The sequence below is a fragment of the Micromonospora sp. NRRL B-16802 genome (assembly GCF_001279555.1).
GTDB lineage: Bacteria > Actinomycetota > Actinomycetes > Mycobacteriales > Micromonosporaceae > Micromonospora > Micromonospora profundi.
On sequence record NZ_LGEB01000001.1, the window covers coordinates 573,614 to 589,477 of the forward strand.

Consider the following 15,864-nt stretch of genomic DNA (forward strand, 5'->3'; position numbering starts at 1 on the left):
GGGGGTGATGGCGGGTCGGGTGGCCGGACGGGATCATGGGCACATGACCGAGGCCCGTCCCGAACCGCGTCGAATGATCAGCGACCCTCAGGTGATGCGGGCGCTCGCCCATCCGGCCCGGATCGCGATCATGGAGTATCTGAGCAGCCGTGATGGTGGCGGCACCGCCACCGAGTGCGCGGAGATCGTCGGGCTGTCGCCGAGCGCGACCAGCTATCACCTGCGGGCGCTGGCAAAGTTCGGCCTGGTGGAGCAGGCGCCGAGCCGGGGAGATGCGCGCGAGCGGGTCTGGCGCTCGGTGAACGCCAGTGTGATGGTCGATGCGGGCCGCGAGGCCGGGCCCGAGGCGCGGGCTGCGGAGCAGGCGCTTGTGGAGGCGCACGCCGTCCGGGCCATGGAGCGGACCCGGGACTGGTTGCGGCGCGCCGGGGACGAGCCCGCCGAGTGGTACGACGTTGCGCTGTTCAACGACACGCTGCTCCTGGTGACGGCGGACGAGTTGGCGGAGCTGAACGAGGCCGTTCTGGCGCTGCTCAGGCCGTATTACCCGCGTCGGCGTACCGATCCGCCGGAGGGTGCTCGTTCCGTGGCGGTGCAGTACCGGGTGGTGCCGCTGGCCTGAGGGGGGTTGTGTCGACGAGTTGTGAAGGATTATTTTCGAAGTATGTCCTTCACAACTGGTGAGTCGCGCTGGTCGGACGTCTGGTTGGCCGCCACGGCTCGGGGCACCACGATCTGCGGCGACTTCCTCGCGGCCACAGCGCTGGCGCTGGCCCTACAGAATGCCGGTGCCGGTGGGCTCGCCGTCTCGGGGCTGTTGCTCGCGGCCACCCTGCCGCTGGTGGTGCTGGCCCCGCTCGCTGGCCGGCTCGCCGACCGGGTGGACAGCCGTACCCTGCTGGTGGCCGTCGGGTTGGCCCAGGCCGCGATCTGCACGATGCTCGCCGTCGCCACCCACCCGGTCCTGGTCATCGGGCTCGTCGCGCTGCTCGCCTGTGGGCTCGCGGTGACTCAGCCCTGCCTGGCGGCGCTGCTCCCGGCCATGGTCCGTCCGGGTGACCTGCCCCGGGCGAGCGCCATCACCCAGACAGCCGTGTCCCTCGGCGCGCTCGGTGGCCCGGTGCTGGCCGGGCTGCTGGTGGGGCAGTTCGGCACCCGCGTACCGCTGCTTGTCGACGCCGCGACCTACCTGGCGCTTGTGGTCGCCGGCCTGCTGCTGCGGACCCGGCGTGGTGGCCGGCCGGCCACCGCCACCCCGCCTGAGCTGCCAACCGCGCAGGTCCAGGCCGTGCCGCCGGCTGCCAAGAGGGCTACGGGTACGGCCGAGGGCTGGCGGATTCGCCGGGATCCGCTGATGGTGGTCATGGTGGCGTGCATCGCCGTGGTGATCACGGCGATCGGCGGTATCAACGTGATCGAGGTCTTCTTCATCCGGGAAACGCTGAACGGCTCCGCCACCATGTACGGCCTGGTCGGGGCCGCCTGGATGGCCGGTCTGTTGCCCGGCGGCTGGTTCGCGGCCCGACTCGTACGACGGCTCGACGACGACGGCGCGTTGGTCCGTGGCGTGCTTGTCACGTTGGCCGGGTGCAGCCTCATGGTGCTGCTGGCGTCCACGGTGCCGACGGCGACCCTGCTGGTGCCGCTCTGGCTGGTGGCGGGCGCTGCCAACGGCGCCCAGAACGTGTTCGCCAACCTCCTCACCGCTCGCCGGGCACCGGAGTCGATGCGCGCCCGCGCGTACGCCAGCTACGGCGCGGCGGTGCAGGGCGGCTCGATGACCGGCTACCTGCTCGGTGGCCTGCTGCTCACTGTCGTTTCACCTCGGCCGTTGATCGCTGCGGCAGGGGCGGCCGGGCTCCTGGTGGCGCTGGCTTTCGTGCCGGTCGTCGCCCGTGCGGTACGCCGTCCGGCGATCGAGGACCGGGAGAGTCAGGCCGCCCGGTCGTCGCAGCGCGCGGACGATGCGGGGTTGGCCACTCTGGGCCGGCCCGCCGAGCCGGAGTCGGGCGGCGGGGATACGGTCGGGTCATGGCTGAGCGCATCGCACGCCCGCGGGTCGGGCACATCCAGTTCCTGAACTGCCTGCCGATCTACTGGGGTCTGATGCGCTCCGGTGCCCTGCTCGACGTGGATCTGCACAAGGATTCGCCCGACCAGTTGAATGCCGCGCTTGTCGCCGGTGACCTGGACATCGGGCCGATCTCGCTGGTGGAGTACCTGCGGCACGCCGACGAGTTGCTGCTCCTGCCGGACCTGGCCGTGGGCAGTGACGGGCCCGTGCTCTCGGTGAACGTGGTCTCGACCCGACCCCTCGCTGAGCTGGACGGCGCGCGGGTGGCGCTCGGCTCGACCTCGCGGACCGGGGTGATGCTGGCGCAGCTGCTGCTCGCCGAGCGCTACAACGTACGCCCCGACTACTACCGTTGCCCGCCGGACCTCACGCAGATGCTCCTGGAGGCCGACGCCGGCGTGCTGATCGGCGACGTGGCGCTGCGGGCGCTTTACGAGGCGCCGCAGCGGGGCGTCACCGTCACCGACCTCGGGCAGGCGTGGCGGGAGTGGAGCGGGCTGCCGATGGTCTTCGCCGTCTGGGCGGTACGCCGCGACTTCGCCGCCGCGCACCCGGGCATGGTGAAGGAGGTGCACGAGGCGTTCCTGCGGTCGCGTGACCTCTGCCTGGCCGAGTTGGACCAGGTCGCCGAGGCGGCGGCTCGGTGGGAGACGTTCGACGCCGCGACGCTGGCCACGTACTTCCGGACCTTGGACTTCTCGCTCGGTGACCGGCAGGTCGCCGGGCTGCGGGAGTTCGCCAGGCGTGCCGCCGCGATCGGCGAGGTGCCGGCGCTGCCGGTCGACGGCCCCGAGTTCTTCGCCAGCTGAACCGCCCGGCGAAGCGACCCCACAAAGAGACCAAGCCGCCGACCGCGAACGACCCAGCCGTCGGCGGTCAGGTGCCGGGGCTGAGCAGCGCCTCGGTGATCTTCTCGCAGTTCTTCATGCCGTAGTCGTAGCCCATGTCGATCGGGTACTTGACCATCACGCCCATCGTCCAGGTGTCGCCGATGGCCAGGCAGTTGATGTGCATCTGCTGCTCGCGGGTCCTGTCGATCCACCCGTTCTTGATGGCGATCTGCTTCTGCCTGGCGGCCGGGAACGCCTTGCGGATGCCGAAGTCACCGGCGCCGCGGACCAGCTTCATCTCGTTGAGCAGCCACTTGGTCCACTTGGGACCGGCGGCCGTGCCGGTGGCGATGCAGTTGCCCAGCCGGGCGGTGTCGCGGGGGGAAAGCGCCGTACGGCTCCAGCCCTTGTCGGGGGCGACGCTGCTGTCGGTGAGCTTGCACATGGAGATCAGCCGCTTGATCGAGGCGTCCCGGCCGACCGAGTTGTAGAACTGCTCGGCCCGGGTGTTGTCGCTGTCCCGGATGATCCTCGTGGCGTCGTCAAGCTTCGCGTCGCTCGGCGTCTGGCCGGCGTCGGCGGCCCGGCGGAGGTAGTCGGCGACGATCCACGACTTGATCATCGAGGCGGTGGTGCTCGTCTCGTCCATGTTCTTCGAACCGATGATCTTTCCGGTCCGGCGGTCGAGCACGCTCCAGCCGTACCAGCCCTCGATGTCCAGGTCGAGGTCCTTGGCCGCGAACGGCAGCGGTGCCAGCGCCGGACTGGGGCTCGTCGACGGCGCTGCGGGCTGGCGGGCGCTGCGGTCGGTCGCGCCACTTGTGGACCGGCCGCTGCTCGCGTCCGACTCACCCCACTTGGCGGCGGCGGACGACTCGAACGGTGACCCGGGCAGCAGCCGCAGTGACACCAGCACCAGCCCGACAAGGATGACCGCGACGGCGATCAGCCGTAACGGGGAGCTCTCGCCCTCGTCTCGGCGGTCCGCCCGGCGACTCCCGGGCATCAGAGGGCCTCAGCAGGCTGTGGCACCTTCAGCGCGGCGCCCGGCTGCGGGGTGACGAGTTGGGTGGCCACGCTGGCGCAGGCCTGCGCGCCGTAGTCGAGGCTGGACCTGATGGGGTAACGCATCATCACCGCGAGGCTCCACTTGTCGGTGACAGCAAGGCAATTGACGTGCCAGTTGCCGTCGTAGTACAGGCGGGTCCAACCGTTCTTCATGCTGACCGGGCCCTGCGCGGTGATCGACTTCGGCAGGCCGTCGATGATCCCCCAGCGCCCACCGCCCGAATCAGCCTTCTGGTCCTTGTCCGCGGTGGTGCCGCGAACCTTGCTCATCTCGCTGAGCACCCACTCGGTCCACTTCGGGCCGGCGGCCTTACCGCTGGCGATGCAGTCGCCGAGCCGGGCGGCGTCCCGGGGTGACATCCGGGTGAAACTCCACCAGCCCTCGTACTTCGGCACATTGCCCCGCTTGGTGTCGGTCAGCCCGCAGATCTTGATCGCCCGCTGGATGACCGGGCCCGGCTGCCCGTTCGGCGGTGTCTTGTAGGAGCCACCGGCAGCGGCGTAGACCTTGTTGGCAGCCGCGTCGTTGCTGTCCCGGATGGCCAGTACCGACGCCTTCTTGAGAGCTTCGGTCGGCTCCTTGTCCCCGAGTTGCCGCAGGTAGTCCGCGACGATCCACGCCTTGATCATCGACTCGGTGGAGCTGGTCGCTGTCATGTTCGGCGACCCGGAGATCTTGCCCGTCTCCCGCTCCAGCAGAGCCCACGAGAAGAACTCGCCCTTGAAGCTCACCGACACCGGGCCGGCGGCCAGCGTGGGTGGCGGCGGCGGAGTGGGCGAGGGCGCGGCGACGGAGGCGGCGCCACCGCCACCTCCGCTGCTGTCGCCGTTGGAGAGTCGGGCGTACGCGGTGGGGACCAGCAGGACGCCACCGAGAAGGACCGCTACGACGGCGAACACCATGGTCACGCGGGATCGCATGATTTGGGTGAGCTCCAGATGTCAGGGCCGGGGGACCGGCTTGTTGTCCGGGCGATCGGTGCGTTCGCCGAGGCGCGGGGGACGGTGGCCTCTGTGGAGCCGGCGATTGGTGGCAGCCGATCGGTTGACCGGCAGAAGTCTACGTCCGGACTGACCGAACGGCAGACCTCGACACCTGGTGACACGCCATTTCCGTGGGAAATCAGGCTTATATGCGTCTTGTGTGAGGATTCACGTTTCGGCAGTGACTCAAGTCATAGGCAGCCCGTAGCGATGCGTGGTCAAAAAGTGCCCATCCGTTACGGTAGGTGACTCGGGTTTCCTGTTACACCCCCTAGTGCATCAGGGCGCAAGCTGTAACACTTGTCCTCATGTATGGCAACGACTTCTCCGCACCGGACGACGCACCCGGCGCTGGCCTGCTCGGTGAGGTCGAGGCGGCCGAGGCAGACCTGCGGGCGGCCGCCGCTCGTCAGCGCCGGGGCGGCCCGGCACCGGACGAGGACCTGGCTGCGTACTTCGCCGAGGTCGTCGACGCGGAGCAAAAGATCGAGCCGCGTGACTGGATGCCCGAGGCGTACCGCCGGACGTTGATCCGGCAGATCGCCCAGCACGCCCACTCCGAGATCATCGGCATGCAGCCGGAAGGCAACTGGATCAGCCGGGCGCCGTCGCTCAAGCGCAAGGCGATCCTGCTGGCCAAGGTGCAGGACGAGGCGGGCCACGGGCTCTACCTCTACGCCGCCGCGGAGACCCTCGGCATCACCCGCGACGAGCTTGTGCAACTGCTGCTCGACGGAAGGCAGAAGTACAGCTCGATCTTCAACTACCCCACCCTGACCTGGGCCGACGTGGGCGCGATCGGCTGGCTGGTGGACGGCGCGGCGATCGTCAACCAGGTGCCGCTGTGCCGCTGCTCCTACGGCCCGTACGCGCGAGCGATGATCCGGGTCTGCAAAGAGGAGTCGTTCCACCAGCGCCAGGGCTACGAGATCCTGCACACCCTCGCGCACGGCACCCCCGCGCAGCAGGCGATGGCCCAGGACGCCGTGGACCGCTGGTGGTACCCGTCGCTTGCGATGTTCGGCCCGCCGGACGGCGACTCCACCCACTCCACCCAGTCGATGGCCTGGAAGATCAAGCGCTTCTCGAACGACGACCTGCGGCAGCGCTTCGTCGACATGTGCGTCCAGCAGGCCGAGGTCCTCGGGCTGCGTATCCCCGACGACGACCTGCGCTGGAACGAGCAACGGCAGGCGTACGACTACACCCAGCCGGACTACGACGAGCTGATGCGGGTGATCTCGGGCGACGGGCCGTGCAACCGGGAACGGATGGCGCACCGCCGGGCCGCCCACGCCGACGGCGCATGGGTACGCGAGGCCGCCGCGGCGTACGCCGCCAAGCGGGCGGAGAAGAGGGAGAAGGTAGCCGCGTGAGCACCGAACACTCGCCGCTGTGGGAGGTCTTCGTACGGGCGCGGCGCGGGCTGTCGCACACCCACGTCGGCAGCCTGCACGCCCCCGATGCCGAGCTGGCCCTGCGCAACGCCAGGGACCTCTACACCCGCAGGCAGGAGGGTGTGTCGATCTGGGTGGTGCCGGCGAGCGCGATCACCGCGTCGAGCCCGGACGAGAAGGACGCCTTCTTCGACCCGGCGGCCGACAAGGTCTACCGCCATCCCACGTTCTACGAGGTGCCGGACGGGGTGGCCCACCTGTGAACGGGCCGTTCGACTTCACAGTCGCCCTCGGTGACGACGCGCTGATCGCGGCGCAGCGGCTGGCCGAGTGGACCACCCGTGCGCCGGAGATGGAAGAGGACATCGCGCTTGCGAACATCGCCCTCGACCAGCTCGGCGCGGCCCGACTGCTGCTGTCGTACGCGGGTGAGCTGGAGGGCGCCGGCCGCGACGAGGACGCGCTTGCGTACCTGCGCGACGACCGCGAGTTCCGCAACGTGCTCCTGGTCGAGCTGCCAAACGGCGACTTCGCGGTGACCATGGCGAAACTGTTCTTCCTGGCGGCGTACCAGGTGCCGCTCTACACGGCGCTCGCCGGATGCGCGGACGAGCGACTGGCCGCTATCGGCGCGAAGGCCCGCAAGGAGTCGGCGTACCACCTGGACCACGGCTCCCTGTGGGTGAAGCGGCTCGGTGACGGCACCGAGGAGTCGCACCGCCGGATGCAGGCGGCCGTCGACCACGTCTGGCCGTACACCCACGAGTTGTTCGTCGCGGACCCGGCGGCACCGGTCGACCCGGCCACGCTGCGGCAGGCGTTCGACGACACCGTCGGCCCGGTGCTGGCCGAGGCGACGCTCAGCCGGCCGGAGGGCGGTTGGGCGCCGGGCGGCGGGCGGGCCGGTGTGCACACCGAGCACCTGTCGTACCTGCTCGCCGAGATGCAGGTGCTGCACCGCGCTCACCCGGGGGCGGCCTGGTGAGCGCGCGGAGCGCGACGCGGCCCAGCCCCGCAGCCGGTGACCGCGTGCCTGTCGATCCGCGTACTGCCGTCGCGGCGGTGGTGGACCCGGAGATCCGGGTCATCACGATCGACGAGCTGGGGATCCTGCGCGCGGTCGAGGAGGACCCCGCCACCGGGCGGGTCACAGTGACCATCACACCGACCTACACCGGCTGCCCGGCCATGGACGTGATCCGGGCCGACATCCGGCGTGCGCTTGCCGCCGCCGGGCACCCGGACGTAGAGGTCCGCACGGTCTACAGCCCGGCCTGGAGCACCGACTGGATCTCCGACGGTGGGCGGGCCAAGCTCGCCGCCGCGGGGATCGCCCCGCCGTCGCCGGTACGCGTCCCCGGCGTCGTGTCGCTGACCCTGGCGGTCCGCTGCCCGCGCTGCGGGTCGCCGGAGACCGAGCAGGTGAGCCGGTTCGGCTCGACAGCCTGCAAGGCGCTGTGGCGTTGCCGTTCGTGCTCCGAACCCTTCGACCACCTGAAGGCACTGTGACAGCCACCATCACCAGGCCGGTCCGCCGCCGGCCGGTCTTCCATCCGCTGCCGGTCTCCGCAGTCGACAGGCTCACCGACGATTCGGTGGCTGTCACGTTCGCCGTACCCGAGGAGTTGCGCGACACCTTCGCGTTCCGCGCGGGCCAGCACCTCACGGTGCGCCGGGTGACCGACGGCGGCGAGGACGTGCGACGGTCGTACTCGATCTGCTCCACCCCCGACGACCTGGCCCGGCACGGGCGGCTGCGGATCGGCGTGCGGGAGATCCCCGGCGGCGCGTTCTCGGCGTTCGCGTGCGGCGCGCTGCGCGGCGGCGACACGGTCGAGGTGCTGCCGCCGCTTGGCACGTTCACCACGGCGTTCGCGCCGGACCGGGTGCGGCACTACGGCGCGGTCGTCGCCGGTTCCGGGATCACGCCGGTGCTCGGGCTCGTCGCGACGGCCCTGGCCGTCGAGCCGGCCAGCACCTTCACACTGGTGTACGGCAACCGCACGGCGAACACGGTGATGTTCGCCGAGGAGTTGGCCGACCTGAAGGACCGCTACCCCACCCGGCTGCACCTCGTGCACGTGCTGTCCCGCGAGCAGGGCGAGTCGCCGCTGCTCTCCGGGCGGATCGACGCCGACCGGCTGGCCCGTCTGCTGGAGACCATCGTGCCGGGCGACGTCATCGAGGAGTGGTTCCTCTGCGGCCCGTACGCCATGGTGGTCGATGCCCGCGACGTGCTGACCGGGCGCGGGCTGCCCGAGTCGGCGGTCCGTACCGAGTTGTTTCACGTCGACGCGCCGCCGGAGCCTGTGGTACGCCCCGGCGACCAGCCGGGCGCAGGCGCGGAGGTCACCATCGTGCTGGACGGCCGGTCGTCGAACTTCACGATGGGCCGTGAGGAGCGGGTGCTTGACGCCGCGCTGAAGGTGCGCGGCGAGTTGCCGTACGCCTGCAAGGGTGGTGTCTGCTCGACCTGCAAGGCGAAGGTCGTCGACGGCGCGGTCACGATGGCCCGCAACTATGCCCTGGAGCCCGACGAGTTGGCGGCCGGTTACGTCCTGACCTGCCAGTCCAGCCCGACCACCGACAGGCTCACCGTCGACTACGATGCGTGACGTGTAGGACATCTCGTACTACACTCGTCGCATGGAGCAGGTCGCGGTTCGAGAGCTGAACCAGCACACCAGCCGGGTGCTGGCCCGCGTGCGTGCCGGCGAGACCGTCGAGGTGACGGATCGCGGCGAACCCATTGCCCGGCTGGTACCGATTGTCGCCGGTGGGGCTCTGCTGTCCCGGCTGGTCTCGGAGGGAAGGGCGACGGCGCCGACGGACGGCGGCCCGCTGCCGCTACCTCCTGTGCTCGGTGACCCTGCGATCGACGTGGCCGCCGGGCTCGCCGCCGCGCGTGAGGAAGAGCGCTGGTGATCTACCTCGACTCGGCCGCGATCATCAAGCTACTTCGCCGCGAGCCGGCGACCGAGCAGTTGATCGCTTGGCTGAACGAGCGGTCCGGCATGTCGCTCGTCGCTTCCGCGCTTGTGGAAGTCGAGGTGCCGAGGGCGTTGCGTCGGTCGGCGCCGCTCGCCCTGGCTGGCGTGCCGGGGGCGCTGGCCCGCCTGTATCGCGTGGAGATCGACGCCACCGTCCGTGCTGCCGCCGGGGCGTACGGCGATCCGCTGTTGCGGAGCCTCGATGCCATTCACCTCGCCACGGCGGAGGTCCTCGCCGCGCAGTCCGGGTCGGACTTCGCCGCCTTCGTAACCTACGACCGTCGCCTCCTGGACGCGGCAAAGAGTGTGGGGCTGCCGGTCGCGAGCCCGGGGATGGACTGAGGTCGACTCGAGGGGTTCCCGTCACTGGAGTCGGAGGGGCGTGCCGGCCGCTGAGGGGCCGACGTAGGCTCGGGGTGTGACGGCGAACCGCGAGATCGACGACATCCTGCAACGCGGCGCGGACGGCGGGCGGATCACGCCCGAGGAGGCGCTGCTGCTCTACACCGAGGCGCCCTTTCACGCGTTGGGCGAGGCGGCGGACGCGGTGCGCCGGCGGCGCTACCCGGACAACGTCGTCACCTACCTGATCGATCGCAACATCAACTACACGAACGTCTGCGTGACGGCGTGCAAGTTCTGCGCGTTCTACAGGGCACCCAAGCACTCCGAGGGATGGACCCACCCGACCGAGGAGATCCTGCGTCGCTGCGGCGAGGCGGTCGAGCTGGGCGCCACCCAGGTCATGCTCCAGGGCGGGCACCACCCGGACTACGGCGTCGAGTACTACGAGGAGCTGTTCTCCTCGGTCAAGCAGGCGTACCCCCAGCTCGTCATCCACTCGATCGGCCCGAGCGAGATCCTGCACATGGCCAAGGTGTCCGGCGTGAGCCTGGACGAGGCCATCGCCCGGATCAAGGCCGCCGGTCTGGACTCCATCGCCGGTGCTGGCGCGGAGATGCTGCCCGAGCGCCCGCGTAAGGCCATCGCGCCGCTCAAGGAGTCGGGTGAGCGCTGGCTGGAGGTCATGGAGCTGGCCCACCGGCAGGGTATCGAGTCGACCGCCACCATGATGATGGGCACCGGCGAGACGCACGCCGAGCGGATCGAGCACCTCCGCATGATCCGCGACGTGCAGGACCGCACCCGTGGCTTCCGGTCGTTCATCCCGTGGACGTACCAGCCGGAGAACAACCACCTCAAGGGCCGCACCCAGGCGACCACGCTGGAATACCTGCGCCTGGTCGCGGTGGCCCGGCTCTTCTTCGAGACCGTGCCGCACCTTCAGGCGTCCTGGCTGACCACCGGCAAGGACGTCGGGCAGCTCGCGCTGCACATGGGCGTGGACGACCTCGGCTCGATCATGCTGGAGGAGAACGTCATCTCCTCCGCCGGCGCTCGGCACCGCTCCAACCTGCACGAGCTGATCGGGATGATCCGCTCCGCCGACCGGATTCCGGCCCAGCGGGACACCCTCTACAACCGGCTGGCGGTGCACCACACCCCGGCCGACGACCCGACCGACGAGCGGGTGGTCTCGCACTTCTCGTCGATCGCGCTGCCCGGTGGCGGCGCCGGCCGGTCGCTCCCCCTGGTCGAGGTCAACTGAGGCAGGTCGCAGCCCGACCGTTCGGTTGACCAGGGGATGGTCCCCCCGGCACGGCCGTTCGGTTGATCAGGGGTCGTGCTCCTGCGCCGGTGCCTCGGCGGTACGGGTCGACAGTGCCGTCGCAGCGCCAGGCTGCCCGCTGCGGGGCTGGTGGAGGTGATCGTGGGCGGCTACCGTCCCGGCCATACCCGTTCTCACCACCCGCCGCCCAGGCGCGCGGATCGGCGGATTTCGCACGCCGCGCTGGTGGCGGTGGTCGGACGGGTGCCGGACCGGGGTAGTCCTCCATCGACCCATGAGGGTCGTTCATATAACGCACGGCGGTACGGGCGGGATGGGTGACCATTCCGCCCGTACCGTCTGCCCGGTCCGGTAAAGACAGCGGAAATGCGGCTCCCACGCTGGCGCGGGAGATCGACCTTCGATAACGTCCGCTCGTTCCCACAACCATTGCCTTCCCTATCCCCCGGGGGACTGATGACACCGTTCCACCGCTCGACTCTGGCTCGCGCCGGCGTCGTGGCTCTGCTCGCGGCCGGTGGCCTGGCCACCGTCGCCGCCCCGGCGCAGGCCGCCGCCGGAGCCGACCTCGCGCTGCAGCCGTTGAGCTACCAGCTGGCCAAGGGCGTCAAGGAGGCCAAGGCCAAGCCGTTCAAGTTCCAGGTCGACAACACCCGGAGCACTGTCGACGCCAAGGACGTCCGGGTCACCGTGGAGACGAAGGGCCTCAAGAACCGCAAGGTGGGCTACCTCGTCCCGATCGGGTGCGACGTCACCGGCACGAAGTTCACCTGTCTGCTCGGCGATCTGGCCGCCGGCACCACCGAGGACTTCGGTATCCCGCTCTTCTCCACCGGTGGTCGCGGTAACGGCGGCACGCTCGTCGTCACCATCAGCTCCGCCACCACCGACCCCAACCTCGACGACAACACCGTCGAGCACGACATCACCGTCACCGAACCCGGCTACGACCTGACCGCCTGGGTGCAGGACGTCTACGCCAACGTGACTGTGGACGGGGACGAGGTCGGCGAGTCCGACCTGCAGGCTGTGAAGCTGGGCGAGACCGCGCCGCTGGACTGGGCGATCTACAACGACGGCAGCCGCAAGGCGACCGGTGTGGCGTACGGGATCACCCTGCCGGCCGGCGTCACCTTCGCCGAGCTGCCGGAGGGCTGCATCGAGCAGCCGCTGGGCGGCTTCGCGAACGCGTACTGCGAGGACACCGGCGTGGTGCTCAAGCCGGGGCAGTTCTACACGGCGGGCGTCCGGGTGAAGGTCGGCTCGGGCGTCACCGAGTCGGTGCTCCGGCCCGGCTTCCTGTGGGCCGCCGGTCTGGACGCGTCCGCGGGTAGCCCCGAGGAGCAGCCGAAGGTGGCCACCGGCGCGCAGCGCAAGGCGTTCACCGAGGTCGACGAGGTGGACAACAGCGCGCAGTTCGACGTCTTCGTCGACCTGACCGTGCAGCCCACCCCGACGCCGACGGCCACGCCCTCGCCGACGGCCACGCCGACCCCGGGTGGCACGACGTCACCGGGTACGACGACGTCTCCCGGCGTGACCACGTCGCCGGGTACCGGTGGTGGCGGTTCCGGTGGCGGCGGTCTCCCGGTGACCGGTGTGCAGGTCGGCCTGATCGGCGGCATCGGCGGCATGATCCTGCTCGTGGGTGGGGCCCTGCTGGTGCTCTCCCGGCGGCGCAAGGTCGTCCTGGTCGCCCCGGGCGACGAGAAGTCGACCGACTGACCGAGGCGTGACGTGAAGGGCGGGGTGGGCGACCACCCCGCCCTTTCGCGTGCCAGGGCGCCCGCCGTGCCTGCTCGGCCGCCGCCGGCAGCGCCGATGCTTCCGGCCGATCGGGGTACGCAGACCCAGCGCTCGTCGTTTGGCGGACGGCTGGCAGAGTGAAGGGGTGAGCCGTACCCCGCAGGGCCAGCGAGCCAGCCTGGACAAGCAGCCGCACGAGGTCGCCGCGATGTTCGACGACGTGGCGGAGCGTTACGACCTGACGAACACCGTGCTCTCCTTCGGCCAGGATCGTTCCTGGCGTCGGTCCACCCGCGCCGCGCTCGGCCTACGGCCCGGCGAGCGGGTGCTGGACGTGGGGGCGGGCACCGGTGTATCGACGCGCGAGCTGGCGCATTCCGGGGCGTACGCGGTCGGGGCGGATCTGTCGCTGGGCATGTTGTACGCGGGCAAGCGGGCGCGACCGGAGGTGCCGCTGCTGGCCGGGGACGCGCTGCGACTGCCGTTCGCCGACGCCAGCTTCGACGCGGTGACCATCTCGTTCGCACTGCGCAACGTCAACGACACCGACGCGGCTCTGCGCGAGCTGGCCCGGGTCACCCGGCCGGGCGGGCGGCTCGTGGTGTGCGAGTTCAGCACACCTGTCAACCCGGCGTTCCGGACGGTCTATCTGTCGTACCTGATGCGGTCGCTGCCGGCGGTTGCCCGTGCGGTGTCGAGCAACCCGGAGGCGTACGTCTACCTGGCCGAGTCGATCCGGGCGTGGCCGGACCAGTCCGCGTTGGCCGGACGGATCGGTGCCGCCGGCTGGGGACGGGTGGCGTGGCGCAACCTGACCGGCGGCGTGGTCGCCCTGCACCGGGGGATCCGCGAGTAGGCGGCTCCGCGGCCGTACCCGAATGTTGCTTGTATTTCGCCAATGTCGGATTTTGGTCCAATTTGCCCGGTACGCTTGCCGGCATGACCGGAGCAGACCCGGCGGGCCCGGCGACCGCCACCGACGACGACGCGGCCGAGCTCGTCGCGCAACTGCGCGCATTGGCTGGCGCCGACCCGACGGAGGTGCGGCAGGTCGTCGCCGAGGTGTTGGCCGCGCTGGACCGGGCCGCCGGGGGTGCGTTACGTGAGCATTTGCCGGAAACCATCCGGGTTGACGCGGGCCTGGAAGCGCCCAGTCGGATCTGACACCTGACCACTGTGGACGGTCACCGGCTGTAACACCAGCGACTTAGGTACCCCTGACCCTGCGCAGGTATGACACCGGTCATACACTCGTCTCGTCTGGCTTGTGAAGCATTTCACGAGCGTGCGGGAGGAGGTGCGAATGACCGCGGTGGAACACGACGCCGACGTCATCGTCGTTGGCGCCGGCCCCGGTGGATCGGCGACTGCGTACCACCTGGCCCGGCACGGCGTACGCGTGCTGGTGCTGGAGAAGACCGAGTTCCCTCGGGAGAAGGTCTGCGGCGACGGGCTGACCCCGCGCGCGGTGCGGCAGCTCATCCGGATGGGCGTGGACACCTCGCCCGAGGCCGGCTGGCTGCACAACCGTGGCCTGCGGGTGATCGGCGGCGGCGTCCGCCTGGAGCTGGACTGGCCCGAGCTGGCGAGCTTCCCCAACTACGGTCTGGTGCGCACCCGGCTCGACTTCGACGACCTGCTCGCCCAGCGCGCGGTGGCCGCCGGCGCGAAACTCCGCACCAACGTCAACGTGCTCGGCCCGGTGCTCGACGGCGACGGCCGCGTGACAGGTGTCGAGGCCGAGGTGGGGCCCGGCAAGGAGCCCGCGACCTTCCGCGCCCCGCTGGTCGTCGCCGCCGACGGCGTCTCGGGTCGGTTCCCGCTGGCGCTCGGGCTGGCCAAGCGGGAGGACCGGCCGATCGGCGTGGCCGTCCGCCGCTACTACCGGTCCCCGCTCAAGCACGACGACAACTACCTGGAGTCGTGGCTGGAGCTGCGCAGCAAGGACAGCGGTGACAACCTGCTGCCCGGGTACGGCTGGATCTTCGGCCTCGGCGACGGGCGGGTGAACGTGGGTCTCGGCGTGCTCAACTCGTCGTCCGCGTTCGGCAAGACCAACTACCGTCGGCTGCTCACCGACTGGCTCGCCAACACCCCCGCCGAGTGGGGCATGACCGACGAGGCGAACGCCGACGGTCCCATCCTCGGCGCCGCGCTGCCGATGGGCTTCAACCGGGTGCCGCACTACACCCGGGGCGTGCTGCTCGTCGGTGACTCCGGCGGCATGGTCAACCCGTTCAACGGCGAGGGCATCGCGTACGCGATGGAGTCCGGTGAACTGGCCGCCGAGGCCATGGTGCAGGCGCTCGCCCGACCGGCCGGCCCGGAGCGGGAGCGGGCGCTGATGGCGTACCCGAACGAGCTGAAGGCCCGCCTCGGTGGCTACTACCGGCTGGGCGGCATCTTCGTGAAGCTGATCGGCCGTCCGGAGATCATGCGGATCGCCACCAAACACGGAATGCCGCATCCGACGCTGATGCGATTCGTGCTCAAACTGCTGGCCAACCTGACCGACCCCCGTGGTGGGGACGCGATGGACCGGGTCATCAACGCGATGACGAAGGCGGCTCCAGCCGTGTAAATGAAGCCGATGAACCGCACTTCCCGCCGTCACCGACGTCGGCGGGGGGCGGCTGAAAAACCGTGTCGACGCTGGTGACAGTTCCGATTCGGACAGAGATCGACCCCCGCTGGCAGCCACCGGCAGGGATGTGAATAGTGTGAATTTTGTCAAGCACCGAGGGCAGGGAAGGACGAGCAGGAGAAAAGATGTCGCTCTCGCCTTACGCACCGATCATCGGGCTCTTCGCCCTCGCCGCGGCGTTCGCGCTGTTCTCTGTCGGCGCTGCCCGGATAACTGGCCCCCGTCGATACAACAAGGCAAAGCTCGAAGCCTATGAGTGTGGCATCGAGCCCAGTCCGCAGCCGGTTGGCGGCGGGCGTTTCCCGATCAAGTTCTACCTGACGGCGATGCTCTTCATCGTCTTCGACATCGAGATCATCTTCCTCTACCCCTGGGCGGTCTCGTTCGACGCTCTGCCGATCTTCGGCTTTGTGGAGATGGTCCTGTTCATCGTCGCGGTCTTCGTCGCGTACGCCTACGTGTGGCGGCGCGGCGGCCTGGACTGGGACTGAGGAAGGAACG

18 protein-coding genes are annotated in these 15,864 nt (G+C 70.0%); 16 read left to right on the forward strand and 2 right to left on the reverse strand.

Going from position 1 to position 15,864, the window contains the following annotated elements:
* Nucleotides 1-43 precede the first annotated feature (43 nt).
* The 3 genes from ADK66_RS02725 to ADK66_RS02735 are packed head-to-tail and all read left to right on the forward strand — an operon-like array spanning nt 44 to nt 2,883.
* Complete coding sequence (locus ADK66_RS02725; RefSeq protein ID WP_053652210.1) at nt 44-622, forward strand: helix-turn-helix transcriptional regulator; 579 nt, start codon at nt 44-46, stop codon at nt 620-622.
* Between the two features lie 42 nt (nt 623-664).
* A complete protein-coding gene (locus ADK66_RS02730) occupies nt 665-2,080 on the forward strand; it encodes an MFS transporter (protein ID WP_053652211.1) in 1,416 nt (471 codons plus the stop codon).
* On the forward strand, nt 2,032-2,883 hold the full coding sequence (locus ADK66_RS02735; RefSeq protein WP_053652365.1) for a menaquinone biosynthetic enzyme MqnA/MqnD family protein: 852 nt from the start codon (nt 2,032-2,034) through the stop codon (nt 2,881-2,883). The genes ADK66_RS02730 and ADK66_RS02735 overlap by 49 nt, the downstream gene beginning before the upstream one ends.
* Before the next feature lie 67 nt (nt 2,884-2,950).
* On the opposite strand, the gene ADK66_RS02740 is transcribed toward ADK66_RS02735, so the two are convergent.
* Both ADK66_RS02740 and ADK66_RS02745 read right to left on the reverse strand, forming a co-directional pair.
* Nucleotides 2,951-3,910, reverse strand: coding sequence for a hypothetical protein (locus ADK66_RS02740; RefSeq protein ID WP_053652212.1), 960 nt, complete (start codon nt 3,908-3,910; stop codon nt 2,951-2,953).
* Entirely contained in the window at nt 3,910-4,893 is a 984-nt protein-coding gene (locus ADK66_RS02745) for a hypothetical protein (RefSeq protein WP_053652213.1), read from the reverse strand. Before ADK66_RS02745 ends, ADK66_RS02740 begins: the two co-directional genes overlap by 1 nt.
* A 371-nt stretch (nt 4,894-5,264) precedes the next feature.
* On the opposite strand from ADK66_RS02745, the gene paaA reads away from it, so the two are divergent.
* The 13 genes from paaA to ADK66_RS02810 all read left to right on the forward strand — a co-directional run bounded on the left by paaA (nt 5,265) and on the right by ADK66_RS02810 (nt 15,854).
* Nucleotides 5,265-6,332 (forward strand): 1,2-phenylacetyl-CoA epoxidase subunit PaaA, encoded by a 1,068-nt coding sequence (gene paaA, locus ADK66_RS02750; protein ID WP_053652214.1) that lies wholly within the window; start codon nt 5,265-5,267, stop codon nt 6,330-6,332.
* Entirely contained in the window at nt 6,329-6,616 is a 288-nt protein-coding gene (paaB, locus tag ADK66_RS02755; RefSeq protein ID WP_053652215.1) for a 1,2-phenylacetyl-CoA epoxidase subunit PaaB, read from the forward strand. The genes paaA and paaB overlap by 4 nt, the downstream gene beginning before the upstream one ends.
* Complete coding sequence (gene paaC / locus ADK66_RS02760) at nt 6,613-7,338, forward strand: 1,2-phenylacetyl-CoA epoxidase subunit PaaC (protein WP_053652216.1); 726 nt, start codon at nt 6,613-6,615, stop codon at nt 7,336-7,338. The genes paaB and paaC overlap by 4 nt, the downstream gene beginning before the upstream one ends.
* A gap of 44 nt (nt 7,339-7,382) precedes the next feature.
* Nucleotides 7,383-7,862: a 1,2-phenylacetyl-CoA epoxidase subunit PaaD gene (paaD, locus tag ADK66_RS02765; RefSeq protein WP_053652217.1), complete on the forward strand. Its 480-nt coding sequence runs from the start codon at nt 7,383-7,385 to the stop codon at nt 7,860-7,862.
* On the forward strand, nt 7,859-8,968 hold the full coding sequence (gene paaE, locus ADK66_RS02770; RefSeq protein ID WP_053652218.1) for a 1,2-phenylacetyl-CoA epoxidase subunit PaaE: 1,110 nt from the start codon (nt 7,859-7,861) through the stop codon (nt 8,966-8,968). The genes paaD and paaE overlap by 4 nt, the downstream gene beginning before the upstream one ends.
* Nucleotides 8,969-8,999: 31 nt before the next feature.
* A complete protein-coding gene (locus tag ADK66_RS02775) occupies nt 9,000-9,278 on the forward strand; it encodes a type II toxin-antitoxin system Phd/YefM family antitoxin (RefSeq protein WP_053652219.1) in 279 nt (92 codons plus the stop codon).
* Nucleotides 9,275-9,685 (forward strand): type II toxin-antitoxin system VapC family toxin, encoded by a 411-nt coding sequence (locus ADK66_RS02780; protein WP_053652220.1) that lies wholly within the window; start codon nt 9,275-9,277, stop codon nt 9,683-9,685. Before ADK66_RS02775 ends, ADK66_RS02780 begins: the two co-directional genes overlap by 4 nt.
* Nucleotides 9,686-9,761: 76 nt before the next feature.
* Nucleotides 9,762-10,952: a cyclic dehypoxanthinyl futalosine synthase gene (mqnC, locus tag ADK66_RS02785; protein WP_053652221.1), complete on the forward strand. Its 1,191-nt coding sequence runs from the start codon at nt 9,762-9,764 to the stop codon at nt 10,950-10,952.
* A gap of 477 nt (nt 10,953-11,429) precedes the next feature.
* Nucleotides 11,430-12,698 (forward strand): LPXTG cell wall anchor domain-containing protein, encoded by a 1,269-nt coding sequence (locus ADK66_RS02790; protein WP_053652222.1) that lies wholly within the window; start codon nt 11,430-11,432, stop codon nt 12,696-12,698.
* Nucleotides 12,699-12,864: 166 nt separating this feature from the next.
* Nucleotides 12,865-13,575: a demethylmenaquinone methyltransferase gene (locus ADK66_RS02795; RefSeq protein WP_053652223.1), complete on the forward strand. Its 711-nt coding sequence runs from the start codon at nt 12,865-12,867 to the stop codon at nt 13,573-13,575.
* 83 nt (nt 13,576-13,658) lie between these two features.
* Nucleotides 13,659-13,883, forward strand: a complete 225-nt coding sequence (locus ADK66_RS02800) for a hypothetical protein (RefSeq protein ID WP_053652224.1) — start codon at nt 13,659-13,661, stop codon at nt 13,881-13,883.
* Nucleotides 13,884-14,022: 139 nt separating this feature from the next.
* A complete protein-coding gene (locus tag ADK66_RS02805; RefSeq protein ID WP_053652366.1) occupies nt 14,023-15,300 on the forward strand; it encodes a geranylgeranyl reductase family protein in 1,278 nt (425 codons plus the stop codon).
* Between the two features lie 188 nt (nt 15,301-15,488).
* The gene (locus ADK66_RS02810) at nt 15,489-15,854 is read left to right on the forward strand and encodes an NADH-quinone oxidoreductase subunit A (RefSeq protein ID WP_053652225.1); all 366 of its coding nucleotides are present in this window, start codon (nt 15,489-15,491) and stop codon (nt 15,852-15,854) included.
* Nucleotides 15,855-15,864 lie beyond the last annotated feature (10 nt).

Excerpts from the sequence above, each read along its gene's own strand:
- ADK66_RS02800 (WP_053652224.1), top strand. The coding sequence starts at position 13,659 with ATGACCGGAGCAGACCCGGCGGGCCCGGCGACCGCCACCGACGACGAC.
- ADK66_RS02805 (WP_053652366.1), top strand. The coding sequence starts at position 14,023 with ATGACCGCGGTGGAACACGACGCCGACGTCATCGTCGTTGGCGCCGGC.
- paaA (WP_053652214.1), top strand. The coding sequence starts at position 5,265 with ATGTATGGCAACGACTTCTCCGCACCGGACGACGCACCCGGCGCTGGC.
- ADK66_RS02790 (WP_053652222.1), top strand. The coding sequence starts at position 11,430 with ATGACACCGTTCCACCGCTCGACTCTGGCTCGCGCCGGCGTCGTGGCT.
- ADK66_RS02775 (WP_053652219.1), top strand. The coding sequence starts at position 9,000 with ATGGAGCAGGTCGCGGTTCGAGAGCTGAACCAGCACACCAGCCGGGTG.
- ADK66_RS02745 (WP_053652213.1), bottom strand. The coding sequence starts at position 4,893 with ATGCGATCCCGCGTGACCATGGTGTTCGCCGTCGTAGCGGTCCTTCTC.
- ADK66_RS02740 (WP_053652212.1), bottom strand. The coding sequence starts at position 3,910 with ATGCCCGGGAGTCGCCGGGCGGACCGCCGAGACGAGGGCGAGAGCTCC.
- ADK66_RS02735 (WP_053652365.1), top strand. The coding sequence starts at position 2,032 with ATGGCTGAGCGCATCGCACGCCCGCGGGTCGGGCACATCCAGTTCCTG.
- ADK66_RS02730 (WP_053652211.1), top strand. The coding sequence starts at position 665 with ATGTCCTTCACAACTGGTGAGTCGCGCTGGTCGGACGTCTGGTTGGCC.
- ADK66_RS02725 (WP_053652210.1), top strand. The coding sequence starts at position 44 with ATGACCGAGGCCCGTCCCGAACCGCGTCGAATGATCAGCGACCCTCAG.
- ADK66_RS02810 (WP_053652225.1), top strand. The coding sequence starts at position 15,489 with ATGTCGCTCTCGCCTTACGCACCGATCATCGGGCTCTTCGCCCTCGCC.